The sequence below is a fragment of the Pusillimonas sp. NJUB218 genome (assembly GCF_003788685.1).
Classification (GTDB): domain Bacteria; phylum Pseudomonadota; class Gammaproteobacteria; order Burkholderiales; family Burkholderiaceae_B; genus Neopusillimonas.
Window position 1 is genome coordinate 17,391 of the sequence record NZ_NQMK01000005.1, and the last position, 24,476, is coordinate 41,866.

Below are 24,476 nucleotides of genomic sequence, written 5' to 3' on the forward strand. Positions count from 1 at the left end.
CCGTGACGTACACACTAGTTGCCACGGTTTCGTTTCAAGAAGAAGTACGCAAAAGTCGTTTCGCGGTTTGGGCTGCGCCGGTGCAAAGTGCACAAGATGCAGCCGCCTTCATTGCCGCGCACAGCGACCCGGCGGCAACCCATAACTGCTGGGCCTGGAAAGTGGGCCAGGCTTACCGGTTTAACGACGATGGCGAGCCGACAGGCACAGCGGGTAAGCCCATCCTTCAGGCAATAGAGGGGCAGCAGCTCGACGAAGTAGCGGTGCTGGTTGTACGCTGGTTCGGCGGCATCAAGCTGGGCACCGGAGGGTTGGTTCGCGCCTACGGCGGCGCGGCGGCCCAATGTTTGCGTCAGGCCGAAAAAATACAGCGGGTAGAAAAGTCACGCGTCGATTGCGAAGTGCGGTTCTCGGATATGGCCTTGGTGCAATCAAGGTTGGCAGGCTACGGTGCCGTAGTTGTTGCCGAAACATTTAACGCGCAAGGCGTATGCTGGCAACTGGAAATCCCCGTTAAGCACTTAGCTGCGTTCACTACAGAGTTTGCTAACCTGACGCGTGGACAGGGCCGCGTTGATGTTGCGACCGGTGCTAATTGACTCGTCTGTACCGGGCAGGCTACCTCAGTCCTAAACCTTTTGCTTATAAAAAACGCGCCCGTTGAGCGGGCGCGTTTTTTATTGCGATGGTCTGCCAGGGGCATTTTTGTTGTTGGCCGCCCCAGCAGGCTTTTATTCGCCTTGCTGTTGCTGCTGCTGGGCAGCGATATCGGCATGAACCTGCGCCATATCAATACTCTTGACCTGAGTCACCAGCTCTTCGAGCTGGCTGGCCGACAGGGCGCCGGGCTGATTGAACAGCAAAACCTGTTCGCGGAACACCATGAGTGTCGGGATGGAACGGATGCCCAGTGCGCCCGCCAGTTCTTCTTGGTCTTCGGTGTTGACTTTGGCAAAGGTGATGTCGTCGTGTTGCGAAGCGACCTTTTCGAATACCGGTGAAAAGCTGCGGCAAGGGCCGCACCAGGGGGCCCAGAAGTCAACGATAAGCGGTTTGTCGTCGAGGACGGCAGCCTGAAAGGTGTCTTTGGTCAGTTCGATCGTACTCATGCGGGCTCCCGAAATAAAAAAGCGGCTGGTGAAGCCGCTTGTTAGTTTTTACTAGTGATTACCAGTTTACTGGTTTATGTTTTTTATTGCACGTTGCCGCTTTAGTGTCCGCCGAAATAGGTGTATTTGATAACGAACAACACACCCACAATGAAGGTAGCAGGGTGGATTTGTTTGATGCGGCCGGTGATGATCTTAAGCACAACGTAGCTGATGAAGCCGAAGGCCAGACCGTTGGCAATAGAGTAGGTGAACGGCATGGCGACGGCAGTGAGGGCAGCCGGTGTGGCTTCGGTAGCGTCATGCCAGTCGATTTCAGCCACTTCGCGCAGCATCAGGCCAGCAACGTACAGCAGGGCAGGTGCAGTAGCATAGGCAGGTACCGAGCCAGCCAAAGGCGCCAGGAACAGCGCCAATACGAACAGCACGGCAACTGTCAGGGCGGTAAGACCCGTGCGGCCGCCGGCCTGTACACCCGAGGTGCTTTCGATGTAGGCAGTGGTGCTGCTGGTGCCAAGTATAGAGCCGGCAACAATAGCGGTACTGTCGGCAAACAGGGCGCGACCCAGGCGGTTTGGCTTGCCTTCAGGCATCAGGTTGGCACGCTTGGCAACGCCGATCATGGTGCCGGTGGCGTCGAAGACTTCGACCAAAACCAGAACCAGAATAACGTGAACAAAGCCAAAGCTTAATGCACCCATGACGTCGAGTTGCATGAAGGTGGGCGCCAGGCTTGGCGGGGTAGAGAACACACCGCCAAACTGTTGATGACCCATGAGGATCGACAGGATGGTGATGGCCAGGATGCCGATCAGGATGGCGCCACGTACCTTGAGGGCGTCGAGGGCGGCAATGATGAACAAGCCCAGGATGGCGTAAAGGGTAGACGGGGCTGTCAAATCGCCCAGTGCAACCAGCGTGGCTTCGTTACCGACAACAACGCCAGAGCTCTTCAGGGCGATGATGGCCAGGAAAAGGCCAATACCGGCCACAATAGCCGAGCGCAGCGACTTGGGGATGCCTTCGACAATCCAGGTACGTACGCCGGTGACGGTAAGAATCAGGAAGATGATCCCGGAGATGAACACTGCACCCAGTGCTTGCTGCCAGGAATAGCCCATGGCACCAACGACGGTAAAGGCGAAGAAGGCGTTAAGCCCCATGCCCGGCGCCATGCCGACAGGCCAGTTGGCAACAAATGCCATAATCAGGGTACCGATGGCTGCAGCCAGGCAGGTGGCGACAAAAATGGCGCCGCTATCCATGCCGGTGGTCGAAAGAATGGCCGGGTTCACAAAGATAATGTAGGCCATCGTAAGAAACGTCGTCACACCCGCTAAAATCTCGGTGCGTACGTTGGTACCGTGTTCTCGCAGCTTAAACAGGTTTTCAAGCATACAGCGCCCTCCCTAGGCAATGAATTATTTCAAGTTTGAATATTAGGTAATACGACGGTGCAATTCTAAGCCGTATTTTCCCTGTGCAGTATTAATTTCAGACCGTAATTACCCGCATATTTATTAGGTTTCCAACGATTTTGTCCGACACTGTGCCCACATGATTATTCTTGGTTATGAAAGTTCCTGCGACGAGACCGGTGTCGCGTTGGTTTGTACTGAACGCGGCTTGCTGTCGCACGCGCTGCACAGTCAAATCAAAATGCACCAAGAGTATGGCGGAGTTGTGCCCGAACTGGCGTCGCGCGACCACATTCAAAGGGTGTTGCCGTTAACGTCCGAGACACTGGCGGCGGCAGGCATGACGTTGGCTGACGTTGACGCCGTTGCCTATACGGCGGGGCCCGGGTTGGCGGGCGCTTTGCTGGTAGGGGCGAGCGTGGCGCAGTCTATTGCCTGGTCGTTGGGTCGTCCCGCTATTCCTGTGCATCACCTCGAGGGGCATTTGCTGTCGCCGTTACTGGCCACTCCTAAGCCGGATTTTCCGTTTGTAGCGTTGCTGGTTTCGGGTGGGCATACCCAGCTCATGCGGGTCGACGGGGTGGGGCGTTATGCCTTGCTGGGCGAAACACTCGACGACGCCGCCGGCGAAGCCTTCGACAAGTCTGCCAAGCTGATGGGCCTGGGTTACCCGGGTGGGCCAGCTTTGTCCAAGCTAGCCGAGCAGGGGGACGCAACGGTCTACGATTTGCCGCGCCCCATGTTGCATAGTGGTGATCTTGATTTCAGTTTCAGCGGTCTGAAAACAGCTGTACTGACCCGAATGAAGTCGTTTGATGTCAATGGCGGCGAGGCGTTCGAAACGGCCAAGGCCAATTTGGCGGCGGCCACCGAAGCCGCTATTGTTGATGTGCTGGCGTCCAAGTCGTTAAAGGCCATGAAGCAGACCGGGCTGAAACGTTTGGTGGTTGCAGGTGGCGTGGGCGCCAACAGGCATTTGCGGCATCGTCTGGAAAGCGAAATGGCGCGTCGTGGTGGCGAGGTGTTTTTCCCGCCGCTGTCGTTATGTACCGATAATGGCGCCATGATCGCGTTTGCCGCCGCACAGCGGGTAAATGCCGGTCTCGTCGATTTGTCGACTTCGTCTCATGCGTTTACCGTCAGGCCGCGTTGGGGGTTGCACGATATTTAGACGTAGTCTGCCTGTAGTGTCCCTCGGTGGCAGGCTCAGATACACGCGGCATTAAAAGCCGCGTGTTGTTCAGGCTTTGTTTTTTTGTTTTGACGCCCCGACGCGTGGTTCGGTGCCTTTCATCAGGCGGCTGATATTCGCGCTGTGGCGAAAGCACAGCATGACGCTGATGACGACGATGGCCAAGGCAATATTCGATTCAAGCCGCCAGGCAATATTGCCGCCAAACAGGTAATACAGCGGCGCGAAAATGGCGGCCATAATAGCGGCCAGCGAAGAATACTTGCTGGCATAAGCCACAATCAGCCACGTAGCCACGGTTGCCAGCGCAAGCAGGGGCTGCAAACCCAGCAACACGCCCAGTGCCGTCGCCACGCCTTTGCCGCCCTTGAAACCCAGAAACATCGGGTAAAGGTGGCCCAGGAACACGGCCACTGCAGCCGCCGCAATCACCCAGGTATCCAGTGAAAAATCAGAGGCCAGTGTCTTTGCCAGCCAAACGGCAACCCAGCCTTTCAGCGCGTCGCCCGCAAGCGTCAACAAGGCGGCTTTTTTGTTGCCAGTGCGCAATACATTGGTTGCGCCGGGGTTCTTCGAACCGAATGTGCGGGGGTCTTGCAAGCCCATGAGCCGGCTGACGACAACCGCGAACGGGATGGAGCCCAGCACGTAGGCGCCGGCGATAATAAGCAGGCTGACAGCCAGGGCAATCATTACAGTCATGACAGGAGCGACTCCGTTTACTAAAAATCAAGGCGCGGCAATTCTACCTTGTACAGGCCACCCATGTCGTTTTCGAGCGGGTACAATTGGCCACATTCATACGAGCAAAATGGAAGCGTAATGCGCATATTAGTGTCCAACGACGATGGTTACAACGCGGCAGGTATCGAGGCGTTGACCGAAGCTTTGCGTGGTCTGGGCGATATCACGGTCGTTGCACCCGAAACCAATTGCAGCGGCTCGTCAAACTCACTCACGCTCAATCGTCCTTTATCGGTTCGGCAGGCCGCCAATGGCTTTTATTACGTCAATGGCACACCCTCCGATTGCGTGCATATCGCGTTAACGGGCTTGCTCGATTTTCGCCCCGATCTGGTCGTTTCGGGCATTAACAATGGCGCCAATTTGGGCGACGACACCTTGTATTCGGGTACGGTTGCCGCCGCCACCGAAGGCTACCTGTTCGGTATTCCGTCCATAGCGTTTTCATTGGTCGAGCGGGGCTGGCAACACCTCGATAACGCTGCCCGTGTCGCGCGTCAGGTAGTCGAGCATCATATTGCTCGGCCACTCGATAGCAAAGTGTTGCTCAACATCAATATTCCGGCGGTGCCATCGTCTCAGCTCGCTGGTACTCGGGTGACGCGTCTGGGCAAGCGCCATCCCTCCGAGCCCGTTATCAAAAGCGCAACCCCCTATGGCGAGCCCGTCTACTGGATAGGCCCTGTTGGCAACGTATTCGACGCGGGGGCCAACACCGACTTTGCCGCTATCGAAGAAAACTACGTGTCGGTCACGCCCCTCAGGCTTGACCTTACCTATCACGAGCAGCTCGACGCCGTTACCCGGTGGGCTGGCCCGCTATGCGAAAACCCGTAACCCGGTCGCCGTTTGGTACTGGTACGGTCAATCGGTTTGGCCGCTCCAGTCTGGGGCATGGGCTGACGGTCAGCAACAGCAATGCACGGGTCAGTGCGCCGGGCTTGACCGCGCGCAAACCTGTCATCACTGGTGCCGCAACGTCGGCGCCTGTTGCCGGGGTCGATCGCATTCAGGCCAATCTCGGCCTGAATTCCGATCGTCTGCGGGCGCAAATGGTACAGCGTCTGCGTATCCAGGGCATTACCGACGAACGCGTGCTTGGGGCCATGCTGGCGGTGCCCAGGCACTTGTTTGTCGACGAAGGGTTGGCCAGCAGAGCCTACGAAGACGCCGCTTTGCCTATCGGCTATGGTCAGACCATTTCCCAGCCCTGGGTCGTGGCGCGCATGATTTCCGTGGTGTGCGAAAGTCGCGTCCCGTCCCGGGTTCTCGAAGTGGGTGCAGGTTGTGGTTACCAGGCTGCCGTGCTGTCGCAACTTGTTCGCGATGTTTATGCCATCGAGCGTATCCGCGGGCTTTATGACCTGGCACGAGAGCACCTGCGCGCGCTCAAGCTGTCTACACGGGTCAGGTTGTCTTTCGGTGATGGTATGCTCGGTTTGCCGGCATCGGCGCCTTTCGATGCCATTTTGGTTGCAGCGGCCGGCATAAAAATTCCGCAGGCGTTGCTCGATCAGTTGTCTATTGGCGGGCGCCTTATTGCGCCCGAAGGCACATCGAATCAACGGCTTATTTTGGTTGAACGTACGGGCCCGTCCAGTTTCGCCCGTCAAGATTTAGAATCAGTTCGTTTTGTTCCGCTTCGCGCGGGAACACAGTTGTAAGGGAGATTTCTTATGTACGCAGAGTCGTTTACGTCTGGCGCTTCTGCTCGGCCTCAATCACACACGCCCGCGCGCTATGCCAGGGGGCTGCGCATCGCCGGTGTGTTGCTGATGGTGGCGCTGGCGGGTTGCGCGTCACGTAAAACGCAAGCGCCTGTCAGCGATATGTCGAGTGGCGGTGGTTCTGTATCTGCGGCGGGTGGTATTTATGTCGTGCGCCCCGGCGACACGCTATACAAAATAGCGCAAACGCATAATGTCGATGTCAATACGCTGATTCGGCTCAATAACATTAGCGATCCCAGCCAGTTGCGGGTTGGGCAAACACTGCGGCTTAGCGGCAATGCCGATATGGCCAGTGCACCTGCCCCTGCGCCGGCGCCCACAACGCCTGCCAAGGCGCCCGACACGTCATCCGCTACACCCTCGCGTGCCAGCGATGCGGCCCTTGTATCGTGGGGCTGGCCTGCCAACGGCAAAATCATCCAGGGGTTTACTGCCAACACCAAGGGTATCGATATCGAAGGTAAGGTGGGCGATCCGGTTACCGCAGCGGCATCCGGCAAAGTCATGTACGCCGGCAACGGTGTGCGCGGTCTGGGCAACCTGATTCTTATCGGCCATTCCAACGGCTTTATCACGGCTTATGCGCACAACCACAAGCTCATGGTTAAAACCGGCCAAGAAGTAAGCAAAGGCGCAAAAATTGCCGAGATCGGGCAGACCGATACCACTTCGCCCAGACTGCACTTCGAGATCCGTCGCAGCGGTACACCGGTAAACCCACTGGCTTATTTGCCTTCCCGATGACGCCGACTCTGGTTTTCGACCTCGAAACCATCCCTGATGTCGAGGGATTGCGTCGCCTTAACGGGTGGGGTGCCGATCTGACCGACGCACAGGTGGTCGAGGCGGCGCAGGCGGCGCGCATGCAGTCGCACGGCTCCAATTTCTTGCCATTGCATCTGCAAAAAATTGCTGTTGTGGGTTGCGTATTTCGTGATGCCCAGGGGTTTCGTGTCAAAACCCTGGGTAAGCCCGATGATCCCGAAGCGGCACTGATCGCCGGTTTTTTTAAAACCATCGAACACTACACGCCACGGCTGATTAGCTGGAACGGTTCGGGCTTCGATCTGCCGGTATTGCATTACCGCAGCCTTATTCATGCGGTACCCGCGCCTCGCTATTGGGACACCGGTGAAGACGACCGCGACTTCAAATACAACAACTACATCAGTCGTTATCACAACCGCCACATCGATCTGATGGACTTGCTTGCCAAATACAATGGTCGTGCCAACGCGCCGCTCGACGAGCTGGCCAAGCTTTGTGGCTTTCCGGGCAAGTTGGGCATGGATGGCAGTCAGGTCTGGAACGCCTGGGCATCTGGTCGACAAGACGAGGTGCGCGCCTACTGCGAAACCGATGTGGTCAACACCTGGCTGGTTTACTGCCGGTTTCGTTTACTTAAGGGCGAGCTCGATGCGGTCGCCTATCAAAACGAAGTCGATCTCGTCCGGCAAACGCTTTCGGCATCCGAGGCTCCGCATTGGCGCGAATACCTGGCCGCCTGGGACGCCGAAACCGGTTGAAAGATTTTCACCCCGGACTGAAACAAGCTCGAAACGTACTTCACCTGACAATGAAGCTTCCTTAATCATTACAGGTGAATTTCATCATGGCACGTCAATCTTCTATCGTTGCGTCTGCTTTGGCGGCTATCGCTGCAAGTGTTGCGCTACACACCCCCGTTATCGCTGCGCCAACCGCTGGTGATCAAGCGCCCGTCGCGGCAGACGCCAAACGCGGGCATAGCCATCACGATCGCAAGGGCAATCGCATGGAGCATGCGCAAAAGGGGATGGTGATCCCCGGATACGGCATGATCAGTCAGCAGCAACTCGACACGCTTGCGCTGACCGATGCTCAGAAGGCGTTAGTTAAAGACGCGCGCGACGCGCAAAAAGCGGCCTGGTCAGCGCATCGCACCGATATTCAGGCGCAGCGCAGTGCACAGCTCGACGCGCTTAAGGCCGGTAAAGCCGACCCACGCGCGCAGGCGAAAGCCATGGCCGACCGGCAAGCGCAAATGATCCAGGCCCGCGCCAGTATTACCGATAAATGGCTGGCAGTTTGGGATGCACTGGATGACACGCAACGCCAGAAAGTGTCGACGCTGCTCGCCGAGCGCGCCGAGCATAAGCAAGAGCGCAAGAGCGAACGCATGCAGCGCGGCCCGGCATCCTGATTCGACTTATGGGCGTTAGAGTGTCAAAATTCGGCCCTAACCGTTTTTTGCACACGCTAATAGCCCATGTCCGAATTAGTTCTTGATATTCAGTCGCTCGACCTTGAAGCCCGGGGTGTCGCCCGCCACGACGGCAAAGTTGTGTTCGTCGAGGGCGCCTTGCCCGGCGAGCAAGTTGTGGCGAACATCGTTCGTCGCAAGCCGTCGTTCGATACAGCGCGTACCGAGCGCATCTTGCGCTCATCTTCACAGCGTGTAACGCCCAAGTGCCCCAATTTCGGGGTGTGCGGAGGGTGTGCAATGCAGCACGTCGAACCAGCCGCCCAGGTTGCGGTTAAGCAACGTGCGCTTGAAGACGCGCTTTGGCATATTGGCAAAGTGCATCCACACCGTATTTTGCCGCCCATGCATGGTCCCGTCTGGGGCTACCGTTACCGCGCTCGTCTGTCTGTCAGGCTGGTGCATAAAAAGGGCGGGGTGCTGGTTGGTTTTCGGGAGAAGCGGGGCGCTTATGTGGCCGACATGACCGAGTGCCTGGTGCTGCCGCCTCATGTGTCGGCTATGCTTGTGCCGTTGCGCGAATTGATCGGCCGGCTCAGCATTCCCAAGGCCATCCCGCAAATCGAGGTCGCGGTAGGTGATGAGACCACGGCGTTGCTGTTGCGTCATATGGAGCCGTTGACGCAAGCTGATCAGGCGTTGCTGATGGCTTTTGCGCAAGCGCATAACGTCAGTTGGTGGCTGCAGCCCAAAGGGCCTGAAACCGTTCAGCCCATGTTGCCTGAAGATGCCGATCGTCTGGCATATGTGTTGCCGCAATTTGGTTTGCGTATGGCCTATCGCCCCAGCGACTTTACTCAAGTCAATCATGCCATTAACCAAACGTTGATTGCGCGGGCGCTGTCGCTGCTCGATGTTCAGCCTAACGACCGCGTTGCCGATTTGTTCTGTGGTCTGGGTAACTTTACGTTGCCTTTGGCAACCCAAGCTCGCGAAGTCGTGGGCATCGAGGGCAGTAAAACCCTGATTGATCGTGCTCGTGAAGCGGCTGCAGCTAATGGCCTGGCCGATACTACCGATTTTGCAGTGCTTAATTTGTTCGAGGTTGATGTGGCCTGGTTGCGCGACCTGGCGTACTTTGACCGAATGCTGATCGATCCGCCGCGCGATGGGGCTGAAGCCGTGGCACGAGCGTTATCTGCGCTAACGCCTGACGAGCGGCCCAAGCGTATTGTTTATGTGTCTTGTAACCCTGCGACACTGGCGCGCGACGCCGGTATTTTGGTGAACGAAGGGGGGTACAGTATGCTGGCAGCCGGCGCCATTAATATGTTTCCGCATACGGGGCACGTTGAGTCGATTGCCGTGTTCGAATAAAAAGGGGCCCGAGGGCCCCTTTTTTAACACTGCACATGTTTAACGCGGCAGATTATGTTGCTGCGGTGTCTTTAAGCACGCGCTCGGCTTCTACTAGTACACGCTGCGGTGCGGTACCGCCAACGTGATTGCGAGCGGCTACCGAACCTTCGAGTGTCAGAACGTCGAAGACGTCCTCATTGATTGATGCATTAAATGCCCGCAACTGTTCAAGGCTGAGGTCGGCCAGGTCGCAGTTTTGCTCTTCGCAGGTACGTACCGCATGGGCAACGGTTTCGTGGGCGTCGCGAAAGGGCACGCCTTTTTTTACCAGGTAGTCGGCCAGGTCGGTGGCGGTGGCAAAACCCTGTAGTGCGGCCGCGCGCATGGCATCGGGCTTGACTTTGATGCCGTTGACCATATCGACAAAAATCGTCAGTGTGTCGCGAATGGTGTCAGCCGAATCAAACAGGCCTTCTTTGTCTTCTTGGTTGTCTTTGTTGTAGGCCAGTGGCTGGCCTTTCATCAGGGTAAGTAGGCCGATCAGGTTGCCGTTAACCCGCCCGGTTTTTCCGCGAGCCAGCTCGGGTACGTCGGGGTTTTTCTTTTGCGGCATGATAGAGCTGCCGGTGCAGAAGCGGTCGGCCAGCTCGATGAAACCGACACGCGGGCTCATCCAGATGATCAGCTCTTCGGACATGCGCGAAATATGCGTCATGATGAGTGCGGCGGCAGCGCAGAATTCGATGGCGAAGTCGCGGTCGGAGACGGCGTCGAGCGAGTTGCGGCAGATGTCATCGAACCCCAGCGTGCGGGCAACGCGTTCGCGGTCGATAGGGTAGGTGGTGCCCGCCAGCGCGGCCGCGCCCAGCGGCAGACGGTTAACCCGTTTGCGGCAATCTTGAAGGCGCTCGGCATCGCGCGCGAACATCTCGGCGTAGGCCAGCAAGTGGTGGCCAAAGGTAACGGGTTGGGCCACCTGCAGGTGCGTAAAGCCCGGCAGAATGGTATGAGCGTGTGTTTTGGCGAGGGCGGCCAGGTTGTGCCGTAACTGGCGCAACAGGTCGATGGCGATGTCGATCTCGGCACGCAGCCAAAGACGGATGTCGGTGGCCACCTGGTCGTTACGCGACCGGCCAGTGTGCAGGCGTTTGCCGGCGTCGCCCACCAGCTCGACCAGGCGCTTTTCAATATTCAGGTGTACGTCTTCAAGGTCGAGCGACCAAGTGAACTGGCCAGCGTCGATCTCGGACAGAATCTGCGTCATACCTTTTTGTATGGCGGCCAAGTCGTCGGCACTGATAATGCCAATGGCCGAAAGCATGTCGGCGTGTGCCAGCGACCCCTGGATGTCGAACGCGGCCATGCGCTTGTCGAAATCGACAGACGCCGTGTAGCGTTTGACCAGGTCGGAAACAGGTTCGGAAAAACGTGCAGACCAGGCTTGGGCCTTGTTGGCGAACTGGTCTTGGCTTGCGGAGTGAGTATTTTTTGACATAGTGCGCAATTATAAGGGAGCGTGCGATAATTTTAGCGTTATGCCCGCAGTGCGCCGGCTTTACGGTTCGCGTTGTTTGGGCGGTTCGCCAACACAAAACATATCAAACAACGTCCCGGAGCCCGCATGAAACTCATCACTGCCATCATCAAGCCCTTCAAACTCGACGAAGTGCGCGAGGCGCTGGCCGAGATCGGCGTGAGCGGCCTAACGGTTACCGAGGTCAAAGGTTTTGGCCGACAAAAAGGGCACACCGAACTGTATCGGGGGGCCGAGTATGTGGTCGACTTTCTGCCCAAAATTCGTATCGATCTGGTGGTCGACGACGCCCTTGTCGAGCAATCCATCGAGGCCATCCTTAAAGCGGCACACACCGGAAAAATCGGCGATGGCAAGATTTTCGTCATGCCCGTCGAGCAAGCCATCCGTATCCGTACCGGCGAAAGCGGCCCCGAAGCCTTGTAAACCTAAACGCCGCCGAACCTATCTGTGGTGTTTATCGCGGCGTTATCTTGCGTTAATTCCTGTAAAACCTAGGGTATGTCACGAGGTCATCCAGACCGAGTTCGGGCATACTAAAAAAGATGTGTCAGGTTACAGGAGAAGTCATGAGATTATTGTCTATTGTTTTGGCGGCCGCCGTTACGGTGGGCGGCATGTCGTCTGTGCATGCGCAGGGTCGCCTCGATAAAATCAAAGAAAGCGGTCAGATCACACTGGGTTACCGCGAATCTTCCATACCCTTTGCCTACCTCGACGGCCAGCAGAAGCCCGTCGGGTATTCCATGGACATCTGTCATGGCATCGTCGATGCCGTCAAGCAGCATCTGGGGCTGACGCAGCTTAATGTACGGCAAGTGCCGGTTACGTCGTCCACGCGTATTCCGCTGGTCGCCAATGGTACGGTCGACCTAACCTGCGGTTCGGCGACAAATAACGCCCAGCGTCAAGAGCAGGTTAGTTTTGCGCCCACTACGTTTGTGACGGCTACCCGGTTTGCGGCCCTGAAAACCTCCGGGTTGTCTGATTTGGCCGATTTCAAAGGTAAAACAGTGGTGTCTACGGCAGGCACCAGCAACTTGCGGTGGCTAACCCAGGCCAATGCTGAACAAAACCTGGGCATGCGGATCATCACAGCCAAAGACCACTCCGAAGCTTTCCTTACTGTCAGCAGTGGCCGCGCGGTGGCGTTTTTCATGGATGACATTTTGTTGGCGGGGCTGGTGGCTAATTCGCGAAACGCCGAAGACTGGATGATCAGCGAAAAAGCCTATACCACCGAGCCCTACGGCATCATTCTGCCCAAAGATGATCCGGCCTTCAAAAAGGTGGTTGACGATGCGGTTAAAGCGATGATGCGCGATGGCCGGCTTGATACCCTTTACGACAAGTGGTTCATGCAGGCCATCCCGCCGCGAAGTATCAAACTTAACTGGCCCATGACCCCCGAATTGCGCAAGGTCATTCAAAACCCCACCGATTCGCCCGATCCGGCCGCTTATGTCTTGCCGTAACCCGCACAGGGCCGCGGTATGAATTACAACTGGAACTGGTCCGTTTTCTGGGAGATTTCTCCCGACGGGACAGGCACCTATCTTGACACGCTCATTGGTGGCCTTTACTGGACGCTGGGCGTGTCTGTTGCAGCTTGGGTGCTGGCCCTGATGTTGGGTTTTCTGGTGGGCGTGCTCAATACCACCGGGCGACGCAGCGTTGTGGCCTGCTGTCGCGCCTGGGTCGAGCTTTTTCGCAATATCCCACTCCTTGTGCAAATGTTTCTCTGGTACTTCGTGGTGCCCGAGCTTTTGCCGCAGGCCTGGGGCGATTTCATCAAGCAGTCCGACCCGGTCCTGAGCACCTTCTGGACGGCGGTGGTGTGTCTGGGCCTGTTTACGTCGGCCCGGGTGGCCGAACAAGTGCGGGCGGGCATTGAGGCTTTGCCTTCAGGGCAGGCCATGGCCGCTACTGCCCTGGGGCTGCGTCGGTCGCAGGTTTACCGTCATGTGCTGCTGCCTGCTACGGTGCGCATGATCATGCCACCGCTAACCTCCGAAGCGCTCAATCTGGTGAAGAACTCTTCAGTGGCGTTTACCATTGGTCTGCTCGAAATTACGGGTGCGGCACGTTCGATGCAAGAGTTCAGCTTCCAGATTTTCGAGTCATTTGCGGCAGCGACGTTGCTGTACGTGCTCATCAATATTGTTATTGTGGTCGTCATGCGGCGTTTTGAAAAATGGTTGCAAGTACCCGGTTTCATGGGTACGGCAAAGTAGGGTGGGCATGGGTCATTTCGATTTCGCCGTCATCATCGATGCCTTGCCTTATTTGCTGGGTACCGGGCTGGTTTTTACGTTGAAGCTAACGGTTATGTCGACCCTGCTGGCGCTGGTTTTGGGGACGATACTGGCGCTGATGCGTCTGTCTTCACGTCGTTGGGTATCGGCCCTTGCCGGCGGCTATGTCAATATTTTCAGGGCACTGCCGCTCATTCTTATTATTTTCTGGTTTTATTTTCTGGTGCCCTATATTGTGGGTTGGCTAACGGGCGCGGGTGCACCTGTGCCCGTGGGTGGGTTCACCTCGGCGCTCATTACCTTTACGCTCTTCGAAGCCGCGTATTTTTGCGAAATCATGCGTGCGGGTATCCAGTCGGTACCTCGTGGCCAGTTCGACGCGGGGTATGCGCTGGGTCTGAATTATTTTGGCGTCATGCGCACTATTGTTTTGCCGCAGGCGTTTCGCAACATGACGCCGGTATTGCTCACTCAGGTCATTGTGTTGTTTCAAGATACCTCGCTCGTGTACGTGCTGTCGTTAACCGACTTCCTGGGTGCCGCCAATATCGTGGCGCAACGCGACGGCCGCTTGGTAGAAATGTTCATTTTCGCGGCGGTGGTCTATTTTGTTATTTCTTATGTGGCATCACGCCTGGTTCGACGGCTTCAGCTGCGAACCGCAGTGGTGCGCTGATCCGGTAAGTATTGCATGATCGAATTTAAAAATGTAAGCAAGTGGTATGGTGACTTTCAGGTACTTAAAAACTGCACCACGCAAGTCAGTCGCGGCGAGGTCGTTGTTGTGTGCGGCCCATCGGGGTCCGGCAAGTCCACGCTGATTAAAACCGCCAATGGGCTCGAGCCTTTTCAACAGGGCGAGGTTTGGGTAGACGGCATTTCGGTAGGAGCGCCAAGTACCAACTTGCCCAAGTTGCGGTCGCGCATAGGTATGGTATTCCAGCATTTCGAGCTGTTTCCTCATTTGTCGGTCATGCGTAATCTCACCCTGGCTCAGGTCAAAGTGCTTGGGCGATCTGAAACTGAAGCTGCCGATCGTGGCAGGGCGCTTTTGACGCGGGTAGGGTTGGCCGATCACATGCACAAATTTCCGGGCCAGCTATCAGGCGGCCAGCAGCAGCGGGTTGCCATTGCGCGTGCGCTTGCCATGGACCCGATTGCCATGCTGTTCGATGAACCCACCTCGGCGCTCGATCCGGAAATGGTTAACGAGGTGCTGGATGTCATGGTTGATCTGGCTAAAGAAGGCATGACCATGATGGTGGTGACCCATGAAATGGGCTTTGCGCGCAAGGTCGCAGATCGCGTTGTCTTCATGGATCAGGGTCAGATTGTTGAGGATTGCCCGAAACTGGAGTTCTTTGATAATCCAGAAGCCCGTTCCGAGCGCGCCCGTCATTTTCTATCAAAGATTCTGGCGCACTAGTTTGTTATTTTTGACGCAGCCATACAACGTCTGAACGGTGCAATGGTCGGTCGGCAACCGTGCCGCATCGGGAATGCATACAATGGCGGCTATGGAAAAAATCAGAATTTCAAAACTCATGGCCGAACGCGGAATGTGTTCGCGTCGCGAGGCCGATAGCTATATCGAGCGCGGCTGGGTCCGTGTCGACGGCGTTGTGGTGTCCGAACTGGGCAGCAAGGCCTACCCGCAGCAAAAAATCACCCTCGATCGCCAGGCCCAGAAGCGTCAGACGGCGCGGGTCACTATCTTGTTGAACAAGCCGGTGGGTTATGTGTCAGGGCAGGCCGAAAGCGGCTACCGGCCAGCAGCAACGCTCATTTCAGAAAAAACCCAGTATCGCCCCGAAAAGTCGACGATCCAGTTTGATCGTAGCCATCTTCGCGGGCTTGCACCGGCCGGGCGTCTGGACATCGATTCACAAGGGCTGCTGGTATTGACCCAAGATGGCCGTATCGCACGTCAATTGATCGACGAGCATTCCGACATCGAGAAAGAGTATCTGGTTCGGGTCGACGGAAAGATCAGCAGTAACGGGCTCAAGTTGCTTAACCACGGCCTAAGTCTAGATGGCCAAACCCTCAAACCCGCCGAGGTTTCGTGGCAAAACGAAGATCAGTTGCGCTTTATTTTGTGGGAAGGCAAAAAACGTCAGATTCGCCGGATGTGCGAGCAAGTGGGGCTTAAGGTCGTGGGCCTGAAGCGCGTGCGCATGGGGCGCATTGTATTGGGCGATTTGCCCCCAGGTAAGTGGCGATATTTGCGCGAAGGCGAACAGTTCTAATCAAGCCGGTTTTTGGCGGTTGCCTTTTTGTTCATGAGGCCAAGTTCGGCGGCGCGTTGGCAGCGCCGCCTAGCCTACCGGCTTCAGTCGCCTTTGTCTTTGGGTTTGTCTTTCGAAGCCCCCGATTTTTTTAACGTAAACGTTGCGCGGTTGTCGAGCGCCAGCGTTTTTGACAGCCACGGCAACGCACGGGCCAGTGCATCGTGCAGCGTATAGGGCGGGTTAATAATAAACATACCACTGCCAAATAGGCCAAAGCCGTCGCTGGGCGGCTTGCGCACGCTTAGCGTGGCGTTGACCCAGCTGCAATCTTTAAGTTTTTCAAGGCTACGTTGAAGTTCGGTGACCTCACGTCGCTGCACCAGCGGGTACCAAACGGCGTAGCATCCGGTCGGGAATCGCCGCAAGGCGTCTTGTACGCACTGCAAGGTGGCCCGATAGTCTGACTTGGCTTCGTACGACGGGTCGATAATGGTGACGGAGCGGCGCGTTGGCGGCGGCAACAAGGCTCTTAGGCCGGTGAATCCGTCTTGCTCATACACCATGACCTTTTTTTGCACGCTTCGGTCTTGTTGCGCCAGGTTTTCTTGCAGTATGGCGATTTCGTTGGGGTGTAGCTCAAACAGGCGCAGGCGGTCTTTTTGGCGCAACGCCTGCATGGCTAGCCAGGGTGACCCAGGGTAGTAGTTGGCTACGCCGTCGGGGTTGAAATCGCCCACTGCTTCAAGGTAGCGTTCGATCATGGGCGGACGCTTTTCAGTAGCCAGAACGCGGTCCAGTCCATCAGTAAATTCGGCGTTCTTGGTCGCCCATTCGTCGGTCAGGTCGTAAATGCCGGCGCCGGCATGGGTGTCAATTACCCAGTAAGGTGTGTCTTTTTGATTGAAGTAATCAAGAATTTGCACCAGAATGCTGTGTTTAAGTACGTCGGCGTGATTGCCGGCATGAAAAGCGTGGCGGTAACTGAACAAGGGCGTGCCTTTTATAAAATTGGGTGTGGCCCGAACCGGTGGTAAACTCGCTGCACCGTATTAAGGCCGTAATTTTTTTGGGTATAAATCGTCACGTAACGCTATGGCGCGCGGGCGACTCTGTGGGTTGAATTAATGTTCGATTTTATCCGTACGCATCAGCGTCTGATGCTGCTTGTCCTTGTCATCCTGATTTTCCCGTCGTTCGCGCTAGTGGGTATCAGCGGGTACACCAATTATGTTTCGGGCAATAAAGACCTGGTCAAGATTGGCGACGCCTCGGTTACCCTGGAAGACTTCAATGCGGCACAGCGCAACCAGATGCAGCAGTTGCAGGCCAACATGGGCGCTGCATTCGACCCGTCTTTGCTCGATAACCCTCAGGCCCGCGAGAATCTCCTCGAGTCGCTGATTGATCGTAGCGTTGTTATTGAAACCGCCGCCAAGGCGCATTTTAGTGTTTCTGACAACGTCTTGCGTCGTGCCATTGCCGCCATCCCCGAATTGCAAGTCGGCGGTCAGTTTTCCCCCGAGCGCTACGACGAAGTTCTGGCCTCAATGGGCATCAGCAGCCGCGATTTCGAACAAAGTCAGCGGGGCGAGCTCGCCTTGCAACGTGTTTTGGGCCCTATTGGCTTTACGGCTGGCGTTCCCGCCTCGGTCGTCACGGGTTTGCGTCACGCCCTCACCGAGCAACGCACCCTGCGCCTTAAAGTATACGAAGCCAGTGCTTATACCGATCAGGTCAAAGTGTCTGATGCCGAGGTCAAAGATTGGTACAGCAAGAACGAAGATCGTCTGAAGGTTCCCGAGCACGTACGTGCCCAGTACCTTGTCCTTGATGAAGCCGCCGCCATGAAGGCGCTTCCTGCGCCTACCGAAGCCGAAATGCAGGCCTACTACGACCAGAACAAGTCGCGTTATGTGTTGCCGGGCCGCGTGTTGCTGAACCATATCCTGATCAAGTCAGGCGCCGACGCGTCCGCTCAAGAGCGTGAAGCGGCCCGCGCTAAAGCACAGTCGCTGGCCGAAAAAGTGGCGGCTGACAAGTCTTCGTTTGCCGACGTCGCCAGGGCCGAGTCGCAAGACATAGGCACGGCCAAAGACGGCGGGCGTCTGGGGTGGATCACCCGCGGTATTTTGCCCGCCGAGCTGGAAACCGCCATTTTTGCCCTGAATCAGGGTGATGTATCGGGTGTGGTTGAAGGGCCTGATGGTTTCCACGTTTTCATGGCTTCCGAAGTTGAACCCGAACGCGGTGAAACTTTCGAACAAGCCAAGGCTAAGGTCGAGGCCGAAATCCGTCGCCAACTGGGTGCCGAGCGCTTCGCCGAAATGGCCTCAAGCCTGCGCGACCTGGCCTACGACAATGCTACGACACTCGCGCCGGCCGCTCAGGCTCTGGGCGTCGAGATCCGTACCGCGACGGGCATTGCGCAAGACCGCCTTCTGCCCGAGCAACAGGTTCAAGGGCAGGCGGCTTCAGCGGGCCCTGATGCTTCTATTCTCGAAGATGCGCGTGTGCGTCGCGCCTTGTTCTCGCCCGCACTCATGGCCGAGAAACAAAACTCTGGTGTCATCGAAATTACCCCCGACACTCTGGTCGTGGTGCGTGTTGATGAAGTTATCCCCGCGAGCATTCAGCCCCTCGATCAGGTGTCAGAGTTTATTCGCGAAGCCCTGGTGCAAGAGCAGGCGCTCGATCTGGCCCGTAAAGCCGGCGAGGCCGATCTTGAAAAGTATCGTGGTGCCAACGGCAGCACCGTTCCCGAAGGCTTTGGCTCTTCGCTTACGGTTAGCCGTGTAAGCCCACAGAATATGAGTGCGCAGGCACTCGAGGCTGCGTTCCGCATGCCGGCCGAAACGTTGCCTGCCTACGCCGGTGTGTCGGGCCAGGCGGGCTATGTCCTGGTTCGCCTTGAAGGCGTTACGCCAGGTAACGACGGCGGCCAGGCGTTGGCAAATTTGCCTCAAGAGCTCAACAATTTATGGGGCCGAGCCGAAGAGCGTGCCGTGCTTAAAGCCATGCGTACAACCTTGGGTGTGGAAATTTTGCCCGACGCACAGGCCGCTATTCAGGGTGAAACCGAGCAGCAATAACAATCAGGCCGGTTACCCTAATCAGAACCCGCCCATTTTGTATGTCGTCATTTAGCCCGCTTGTTGTCGGATTAAATGCATTAACAGCAAAATGGGCGGGTTTTTGTATTGTGCTTATTTAGTTCGCGACGCGTGTGTCTTTTCGGGCATTGGTCGTTAACAATAAAGGCTCAAGCGCGCCCCAAACGTTCTCAGCCAATACCGGCTGAGCATCTTCGTTGGGGTGAATCCCATCCGACTGGAACATCTGGCGGTCGGCAGCTATGCCATCCAGCAAAAACGGCACCAGGGCGGTGTCGTGTGCCTTGGCCAGTTCGGTAAACAGGCCCTTGAACGCTTCGGTGTATTGTCGGCCGTAATTGGGCGGGATTTGCATGCCTACCAAAACAACCTTGCTGCCCGCGTTTTGGGTCATGGTGATCATGTCGGTCAGGTTATCGCGCGTCATATCGAGCGACAGCCCGCGCAAGGCATCGTTGCTGCCCAGTTCAATGATGACGATATGGGGTTGATACTGTTCAAGTGCGGCTGGCAGACGGCTTTTGCCCCCGCTGGTTGTGTCGCCACTGATGCTGGCGTTATTGACCCGAAAATTGAATTTTTCTTGTGCCAGGCGGTCAGTAAGAAGGTTGACCCAGCCTGCGCCCCTGCGCAGCCCGTATTCGGCCGACAGACTGTCGCCAATGACCAGAATGCCCGGGGGTTGAACGGGGGATGTCGCGGGCTCTGCCCGTATCACCGTACTGGTTATCAGGCACAATAGGGTCGCCACACATAACAGCCAACGAGTTCGCATGAATCTGCCTTGTTCTATAGAAGTTAAAAGCCTTTGTCAGCGTGTGTCCGACGCCACAGGGACACTCACTATTCTGGATAACGTTAGTCTAACCGCCCGTGCGGGTGAGGCCTTGGCCATTACCGGGGCATCCGGGTCGGGCAAGTCAACGTTGCTTGGACTCATGGCCGGCCTCGATGTTCCCTCCTCGGGTACGGTCAGCTTGATGGGGCAGTCGTTATTTGATTTAGATGAAGAAGGACGGGCTGCGCTTCGTGCGCGTCATGTGGGCTTTGTATTTCAGTCATTTCAATTGCTGCCCAATCTTACTGCGCTCGAAAACGTGATGTTGCCCCTTGAGCTGGCTGGGCGCCCGGCAGAGCAGGCGGCGCGCCAAATGCTTGAGCGCGTCGGTTTGTCGGCCCGTGCCAATCATTATCCCAAGACATTGTCGGGTGGTGAGCAGCAGCGCGTGTCGTTGGCGCGTGCTTTTGTGGTCAAGCCCGACGTGTTGTTTGCCGACGAACCTACCGGTAGCCTAGATGAGCAAAACGGGCTGAAAATTATCGAGCTGATGTTTGAGTTGCTGAAAGAGCAGGGTGCGACGCTGGTCATGGTGACCCATGACCCTGCCGTTGCTGCGCGTTGCGACCGCGAGTTACGTTTACATGCCGGATCGATAGCGGCGCTACCGGCCTGATCTATGTGCTGCTGCCGTATGTGGTCTTGGTCGCCCTGTGGTATGTTACGGCGGGGAGACTACACGGGACACAATAAAAAATGTTTTTTATAGCAGCACTGTTTGTATTTATCTGGTCAACGGGGTTTATTGTAGGCAAGGCCATTGTGCCGTATGCCGACCCGACTTTATTCTTGTTTGTGCGCATTTGTATTGCAGCGGTGCTGTTCACCGGCATTGCGCTATATGGCAAGGTCCAGTGGCCGCCCCTACGCGAGGTGCCCAAGCATATGCTAGCGGGTATTTTGCTGCAGGGCATGTATTTATGCGGGGTGTTCTGGGCTATTGCAGGTGGCGTGCCGCCGGCAGTCATGGCGCTCATTGGGTCGGTGCAGCCCTTGTTGACGGCCGTATTGGCTATCCCCATTCTCAAAGAGATCCCAACACGGCGTGTTTGGTTCGGCATTTTCATGGGTATGATCGGCGTGTTCCTGGTAGTTCAGCCGGCCCTTATGAATACTGGGGTTGGCGCGTTCCCGTTATGGGCCTTTTTTATCGGCGTGCTGGCCGTGTTGTCGATTACCTTCGGCACAATTGTGCAAAAGACATCCATTCAGGCGGTCGATATTCGTGTCGCCCTGTCGTTGCAAAATTTTGGCACACTGTTCTTTACCGGGGTGTTTGTCGTTATTTTGGGTGAAACCCGCTGGGATTGGTCGCCTCAGTTGTGGGCGTCTTTGCTCTGGGCTGCATTTGTGCTGACGGGTATTGGCACAATGCTGCTTATTTACATTATTCGGCGAGGGCAGGCCGCTACGGCGTCTTCGCTAATGTTTCTGTCGCCCGCGCTGGTCGCCATCGAGGCCTATCTCATATTTGGCGATCGCCTGACACTTATCCAGCTTATTGGGTTTGTCGTGGTGTTGTCGGGCGTGCTTATTTGCAATACACGTCGGGCAACCTAGCGGCTGCGGCGCATAGCTATCTAATATGTGTAAATTGTGCTGTGCCGGCTTAATAAATGTATTGTTGGGGTAAAGATGTTGTTCCAAAGGTTCGTGGCTGTTTTTTTGTTGATGGTGTTGTCGGGTGTTTCGCAGGCACAAGGTTATATCGCACGCACACTTAACCACCCGTTTCCGGGCGGGGTTGCCGTACTCGATTTGGGGCTGTTGCCGCAGCCGCCGGCCGTAACGTACAAAAGCCATCCGGTAATGGTCATTAAAGACAGTGATGCCCGCTATATTGCTTTGGTCGGTATAGGGCTTGACGTCAAGCCGGGGAAACAAACCGTTGAGGCGGACTTGCCCCAGGGGCGCAAAGCCATTGCTTTTAATGTCGGCGCTCGCGAATATAAGTCGCAGCACATTACGTTAAAAAATAAAAAGCATGTGTCTCCCGACCCCGAGCAGCTGGCCCGTTTCGAGCGTGAGTACAACGCTCAGATGGCTGCTTATGCGCAGTTCAGGCCGGACACCCCCAGCAATATCTTGCTCGATCCACCTGTGCAGGGTCGTTTGTCCAGCCCCTTCGGGTTGAGGCGGTTTTTTAACGGCGAAGAGCGTAACCCGCATTCAGGGCTCGATTTCGCCGTGCCCACGGGTACGCCAGTCAAGGCGCCTGCCGACGGCGTCGTGACCATTGTCGATGATTATTTCTTCAATGGTAAAACCGTGTTCATTGATCACGGCCAGGGTCTGGTGACCATGTACTGCCATTTATCGGCGCAAAATGTGACGGTGGGGCAGCAGGTCAAGCGTGGGCAAGTAATTGGCAAAGTGGGGGCTACCGGCCGAGCCACGGGCCCACATCTGCACTGGAATGTCAGTCTGAACAATCAGCGCGTTGATCCGGCATTGTTCATGGCCAAGAAATAAAGCCCGCTGAAGGCTAGCCTTTCACCCGTACAATTTTTTGTACTTGCGGCACATGCCGTATGGCCCGTATGACCTGAGCCAGATGCTTGCGGCTGTCGACCTGCACGGTAAGATGCAGCAAGCCGGTGGCAGTGGCCTCGTCTTGCATGGTCAGGTGAGTGATGTTCGAGCCTGCGTCGGTAATTTCTGCTGCCAGACGACCCAGCACGCCTCGTTCGTTTATCACGGTAACATCAAGGCGCGTGTTCAGGTGGCGTGCGGTATCTGAAGCCCAGGCCACTGATACCCAGCGCTCGGGCTCTTTGGTGCGCTGGCGCTGCGCGACTGGGCAGTCGGCCATATGAATAACCAGGCCATGGCCTAGCCGAATGCCCCCTACAATGGCATCGCCTGGCAAGGGGCCACAACAACTGGCTAGTTGCACGGCCTGGCCTTCGTTGCCATGAATCAGAATAGACGCTGCATGCGCTGAGGTGAGCTCGTCGACGGCGGCTGCAGTGGTGGCTAAAATGGGGTTCTCGGGGGCAAAACGGCGTGCAACCACTGCGGCAAGGCGCTTACCCAGACCAATGTCTGCCAAAATTTCTTCGCGAGACGAAGCGCCCGAGCTTTTGGCGAGTTTATCCCAGTTGGCGTCTTCGTCGGCCGGGTAGTCGAGGCCGATCTGGTCGAAAGCCTGCATGAGGAGTCGGCGCCCGAAGGCGACGGATTCTTCATATTTGACAGTGCGCAGGTAGTGGCGGATTTCAGAACGCGCGCGCCCAGTGCGCACGTAATTCAGCCACTGTGCGCTGGGGCGAGAGGCCGGGGAAGTGATGATTTCGACCGCATCGCCGCTTTTAAGCTCGGTACGCAATGGCGAAAATTCGCCGTTGATTTTTGAGGCAATCGCTTGGTTACCGATATCGGTGTGGATGGAGTAAGCGAAGTCGACAGGCGTTGCACCCCGTGGTAGCGAGACAATTTTGCCCTGCGGGGTAAATACATAAACCGCGTCTGGAAACAGGTCGACCTTGACGTGTTCGAGGAATTCGCCCGAGTCGCCCGTTTGGCTTTGAATGTCGAGTAACGATTGCAGCCACTGGTGCGTGCGCTTCTGCAGCGTATTAAGGTTGCTGTCGTCGTTTTTATACAGCCAGTGCGCCGCGACGCCTTCTTCGGCAACGCGATCCATGTCGCGGGTGCGAAATTGGAATTCGACTGGCGTACCATATGGGCCCACTAACGTGGTGTGCAAAGACTGATAGCCATTGAGCTTTGGGATGGCGATGTAATCTTTGAATTTACCGGGTACCGGACGATAAAGCTGATGGAGCGTGCCCAGGGCTAGATAGCATTCGGGCAGGGTATGCACGACCACCCGGAATCCGTAGATATCGAGTACGTCGGAGAATGACTTTTTCTGTTCGAGCATCTTTTTGTAGATGCCAAATAGTGATTTTTCGCGGCCGCTGACTTCGGCTTCGATGCCGGCTGCAGGCAGGGCCACTCTGACTGCGTCTGTAATTTTGCCTAGCACTTCGCGGCGGTTGCCGCGAGCCGCCATGACCGCTTTTTTAATGACGTCGTAGCGGTTAGGGTAGGTGGCCTGAAAACATAGGTCTTGCAGTTCGCGGTACAGCGCATTAAGCCCCAACCGATGCGCGATGGGTGTGTAAATTTCCATCGTCTCGCGTGCCACACGGCGACGCTTTTCGGCGCTGACTGCGTCGAGCGTTCGCATATTGTGCAGACGATCGGCCAGCTTGATAAGAATGACGCGCACATCACGCGACATGGCCAGCAGCATTTTGCGGAAGCTTTCGGCCTGTTGCTCTGCTTTGGTCGCAAATTCGAGCCGGTCAAGTTTCGACAAGCCGTCGACGATCTCGGCGACATCAGGGCTGAATTTCTCGGCCAGTTCGTGTTTGGGGACGTCCTGGTCTTCCATGACGTCGTGCAGCAAGGCTGCCATTAGGGAATCAGCGTCGAGCTTCCAGCCGGCGCAGATTTCTGTGACTGCTATGGGATGAGAAATATAGGGTTCGCCGCTGGAGCGGAACTGCCCCAAATGGGCCTGGTCGGCAAACCGGTAAGCCTCTTTGACCCGTTCGATGTCTTTTTCGTCGAGGTACTGCGCCAGAATTTGGGTTAATGGCGCCAGCGATGCGATGGTAGGCGAGGCGGAAGCGAGTTCAGGTGCGGCACCCTGCCGCCCTTTTGTTTTTTGGGCGCGTCGTCGCAGCCGGGGCCCTTTTCTGAAGACAGCAAGTAGCCCTGTTGAAGCATCGCGAAGACTGGAGAACGCCATAAACGCTCAGTA

Annotated in this window: 25 protein-coding genes; 18 read left to right on the forward strand and 7 right to left on the reverse strand. The window is 56.4% G+C overall.

Features of this window, described 5'->3' with window-relative positions; translation table 11 throughout:
* Positions 1 to 2 precede the first annotated feature (2 nt).
* The gene (locus tag CHR62_RS07750; protein ID WP_123660537.1) at positions 3 to 599 is read left to right on the forward strand and encodes a YigZ family protein; all 597 of its coding nucleotides are present in this window, start codon (positions 3 to 5) and stop codon (positions 597 to 599) included.
* Positions 600 to 731: 132 nt separating this feature from the next.
* Here CHR62_RS07750 and trxA read toward each other — a convergent pair whose 3' ends face one another.
* Both trxA and CHR62_RS07760 read right to left on the reverse strand, forming a co-directional pair.
* The gene (trxA, locus tag CHR62_RS07755; RefSeq protein WP_093970247.1) at positions 732 to 1,109 is read right to left on the reverse strand and encodes a thioredoxin; all 378 of its coding nucleotides are present in this window, start codon (positions 1,107 to 1,109) and stop codon (positions 732 to 734) included.
* 101 nt (positions 1,110 to 1,210) lie between these two features.
* A complete protein-coding gene (locus tag CHR62_RS07760) occupies positions 1,211 to 2,506 on the reverse strand; it encodes an NCS2 family permease (RefSeq protein WP_093970246.1) in 1,296 nt (431 codons plus the stop codon).
* 160 nt (positions 2,507 to 2,666) lie between these two features.
* Here CHR62_RS07760 and tsaD point away from each other — a divergent pair, with 160 nt between their 5' ends.
* Positions 2,667 to 3,698, forward strand: a complete 1,032-nt coding sequence (gene tsaD / locus CHR62_RS07765) for a tRNA (adenosine(37)-N6)-threonylcarbamoyltransferase complex transferase subunit TsaD (RefSeq protein ID WP_093970245.1) — start codon at positions 2,667 to 2,669, stop codon at positions 3,696 to 3,698.
* A gap of 69 nt (positions 3,699 to 3,767) precedes the next feature.
* Here the strand turns inward: tsaD and plsY are convergent, their stop codons facing one another.
* On the reverse strand, positions 3,768 to 4,421 hold the full coding sequence (gene plsY / locus CHR62_RS07770) for a glycerol-3-phosphate 1-O-acyltransferase PlsY (RefSeq protein WP_093970244.1): 654 nt from the start codon (positions 4,419 to 4,421) through the stop codon (positions 3,768 to 3,770).
* 120 nt (positions 4,422 to 4,541) lie between these two features.
* Between plsY and surE the strand changes: the two genes are divergently transcribed.
* The 6 genes from surE (at position 4,542) to rlmD (ending at position 9,752) form a co-directional block, all read left to right on the forward strand.
* Positions 4,542 to 5,300, forward strand: a complete 759-nt coding sequence (surE, locus tag CHR62_RS07775) for a 5'/3'-nucleotidase SurE (RefSeq protein WP_093970243.1) — start codon at positions 4,542 to 4,544, stop codon at positions 5,298 to 5,300.
* Positions 5,285 to 6,127, forward strand: a complete 843-nt coding sequence (locus CHR62_RS07780) for a protein-L-isoaspartate(D-aspartate) O-methyltransferase (protein ID WP_093970242.1) — start codon at positions 5,285 to 5,287, stop codon at positions 6,125 to 6,127. Before surE ends, CHR62_RS07780 begins: the two co-directional genes overlap by 16 nt.
* Before the next feature lie 12 nt (positions 6,128 to 6,139).
* Positions 6,140 to 6,937 (forward strand): peptidoglycan DD-metalloendopeptidase family protein, encoded by a 798-nt coding sequence (locus CHR62_RS07785; RefSeq protein WP_093970241.1) that lies wholly within the window; start codon positions 6,140 to 6,142, stop codon positions 6,935 to 6,937.
* On the forward strand, positions 6,934 to 7,719 hold the full coding sequence (locus CHR62_RS07790; protein WP_123660538.1) for a 3'-5' exonuclease: 786 nt from the start codon (positions 6,934 to 6,936) through the stop codon (positions 7,717 to 7,719). The genes CHR62_RS07785 and CHR62_RS07790 overlap by 4 nt, the downstream gene beginning before the upstream one ends.
* Positions 7,720 to 7,805: 86 nt before the next feature.
* Positions 7,806 to 8,375 (forward strand): Spy/CpxP family protein refolding chaperone, encoded by a 570-nt coding sequence (locus CHR62_RS07795; RefSeq protein ID WP_123660539.1) that lies wholly within the window; start codon positions 7,806 to 7,808, stop codon positions 8,373 to 8,375.
* 66 nt (positions 8,376 to 8,441) lie between these two features.
* The gene (rlmD, locus tag CHR62_RS07800; protein WP_093970238.1) at positions 8,442 to 9,752 is read left to right on the forward strand and encodes a 23S rRNA (uracil(1939)-C(5))-methyltransferase RlmD; all 1,311 of its coding nucleotides are present in this window, start codon (positions 8,442 to 8,444) and stop codon (positions 9,750 to 9,752) included.
* A 52-nt stretch (positions 9,753 to 9,804) separates the two neighbouring features.
* Here the strand turns inward: rlmD and argH are convergent, their stop codons facing one another.
* The gene (gene argH / locus CHR62_RS07805) at positions 9,805 to 11,229 is read right to left on the reverse strand and encodes an argininosuccinate lyase (protein WP_093970237.1); all 1,425 of its coding nucleotides are present in this window, start codon (positions 11,227 to 11,229) and stop codon (positions 9,805 to 9,807) included.
* Positions 11,230 to 11,355: 126 nt separating this feature from the next.
* On the opposite strand from argH, the gene CHR62_RS07810 reads away from it, so the two are divergent.
* From CHR62_RS07810 to CHR62_RS07835, 6 genes are all read left to right on the forward strand, one after another.
* Positions 11,356 to 11,694: a P-II family nitrogen regulator gene (locus tag CHR62_RS07810; RefSeq protein ID WP_093970236.1), complete on the forward strand. Its 339-nt coding sequence runs from the start codon at positions 11,356 to 11,358 to the stop codon at positions 11,692 to 11,694.
* A gap of 143 nt (positions 11,695 to 11,837) precedes the next feature.
* Positions 11,838 to 12,743: an amino acid ABC transporter substrate-binding protein gene (locus CHR62_RS07815; protein WP_093970235.1), complete on the forward strand. Its 906-nt coding sequence runs from the start codon at positions 11,838 to 11,840 to the stop codon at positions 12,741 to 12,743.
* Positions 12,744 to 12,761: 18 nt separating this feature from the next.
* Positions 12,762 to 13,502: an amino acid ABC transporter permease gene (locus CHR62_RS07820; protein WP_093970234.1), complete on the forward strand. Its 741-nt coding sequence runs from the start codon at positions 12,762 to 12,764 to the stop codon at positions 13,500 to 13,502.
* Between the two features lie 7 nt (positions 13,503 to 13,509).
* Positions 13,510 to 14,199 carry an amino acid ABC transporter permease gene (locus tag CHR62_RS07825; protein WP_123660540.1) on the forward strand — a complete coding sequence of 230 codons (690 nt, stop codon included), beginning with the start codon at positions 13,510 to 13,512 and terminating at the stop codon, positions 14,197 to 14,199.
* Between the two features lie 15 nt (positions 14,200 to 14,214).
* A complete protein-coding gene (locus CHR62_RS07830) occupies positions 14,215 to 14,949 on the forward strand; it encodes an amino acid ABC transporter ATP-binding protein (protein ID WP_123660541.1) in 735 nt (244 codons plus the stop codon).
* Positions 14,950 to 15,040: 91 nt separating this feature from the next.
* Positions 15,041 to 15,772 carry a pseudouridine synthase gene (locus CHR62_RS07835; protein ID WP_093970528.1) on the forward strand — a complete coding sequence of 244 codons (732 nt, stop codon included), beginning with the start codon at positions 15,041 to 15,043 and terminating at the stop codon, positions 15,770 to 15,772.
* A gap of 83 nt (positions 15,773 to 15,855) precedes the next feature.
* On the opposite strand, the gene CHR62_RS07840 is transcribed toward CHR62_RS07835, so the two are convergent.
* Positions 15,856 to 16,743: a 23S rRNA (adenine(2030)-N(6))-methyltransferase RlmJ gene (locus tag CHR62_RS07840; protein ID WP_123660542.1), complete on the reverse strand. Its 888-nt coding sequence runs from the start codon at positions 16,741 to 16,743 to the stop codon at positions 15,856 to 15,858.
* A 135-nt stretch (positions 16,744 to 16,878) separates the two neighbouring features.
* On the opposite strand from CHR62_RS07840, the gene CHR62_RS07845 reads away from it, so the two are divergent.
* On the forward strand, positions 16,879 to 18,843 hold the full coding sequence (locus CHR62_RS07845) for a SurA N-terminal domain-containing protein (protein WP_123660543.1): 1,965 nt from the start codon (positions 16,879 to 16,881) through the stop codon (positions 18,841 to 18,843).
* Between the two features lie 118 nt (positions 18,844 to 18,961).
* On the opposite strand, the gene CHR62_RS07850 is transcribed toward CHR62_RS07845, so the two are convergent.
* Complete coding sequence (locus CHR62_RS07850; RefSeq protein ID WP_123660544.1) at positions 18,962 to 19,639, reverse strand: arylesterase; 678 nt, start codon at positions 19,637 to 19,639, stop codon at positions 18,962 to 18,964.
* Here CHR62_RS07850 and CHR62_RS07855 point away from each other — a divergent pair.
* The 3 genes from CHR62_RS07855 to CHR62_RS07865 all read left to right on the forward strand — a co-directional run bounded on the left by CHR62_RS07855 (position 19,638) and on the right by CHR62_RS07865 (position 22,174).
* Entirely contained in the window at positions 19,638 to 20,318 is a 681-nt protein-coding gene (locus CHR62_RS07855) for an ABC transporter ATP-binding protein (RefSeq protein ID WP_123660545.1), read from the forward strand. The two genes, CHR62_RS07850 and CHR62_RS07855, sit on opposite strands and share 2 nt — an antisense overlap.
* An 80-nt stretch (positions 20,319 to 20,398) precedes the next feature.
* Positions 20,399 to 21,262: a DMT family transporter gene (locus CHR62_RS07860; protein WP_123660546.1), complete on the forward strand. Its 864-nt coding sequence runs from the start codon at positions 20,399 to 20,401 to the stop codon at positions 21,260 to 21,262.
* A gap of 75 nt (positions 21,263 to 21,337) precedes the next feature.
* Positions 21,338 to 22,174, forward strand: a complete 837-nt coding sequence (locus CHR62_RS07865) for a peptidoglycan DD-metalloendopeptidase family protein (protein WP_199722910.1) — start codon at positions 21,338 to 21,340, stop codon at positions 22,172 to 22,174.
* A 13-nt stretch (positions 22,175 to 22,187) separates the two neighbouring features.
* Here CHR62_RS07865 and CHR62_RS07870 read toward each other — a convergent pair whose 3' ends face one another.
* Positions 22,188 to 24,464 carry a bifunctional (p)ppGpp synthetase/guanosine-3',5'-bis(diphosphate) 3'-pyrophosphohydrolase gene (locus CHR62_RS07870; RefSeq protein WP_123660547.1) on the reverse strand — a complete coding sequence of 759 codons (2,277 nt, stop codon included), beginning with the start codon at positions 24,462 to 24,464 and terminating at the stop codon, positions 22,188 to 22,190.
* Positions 24,465 to 24,476 lie beyond the last annotated feature (12 nt).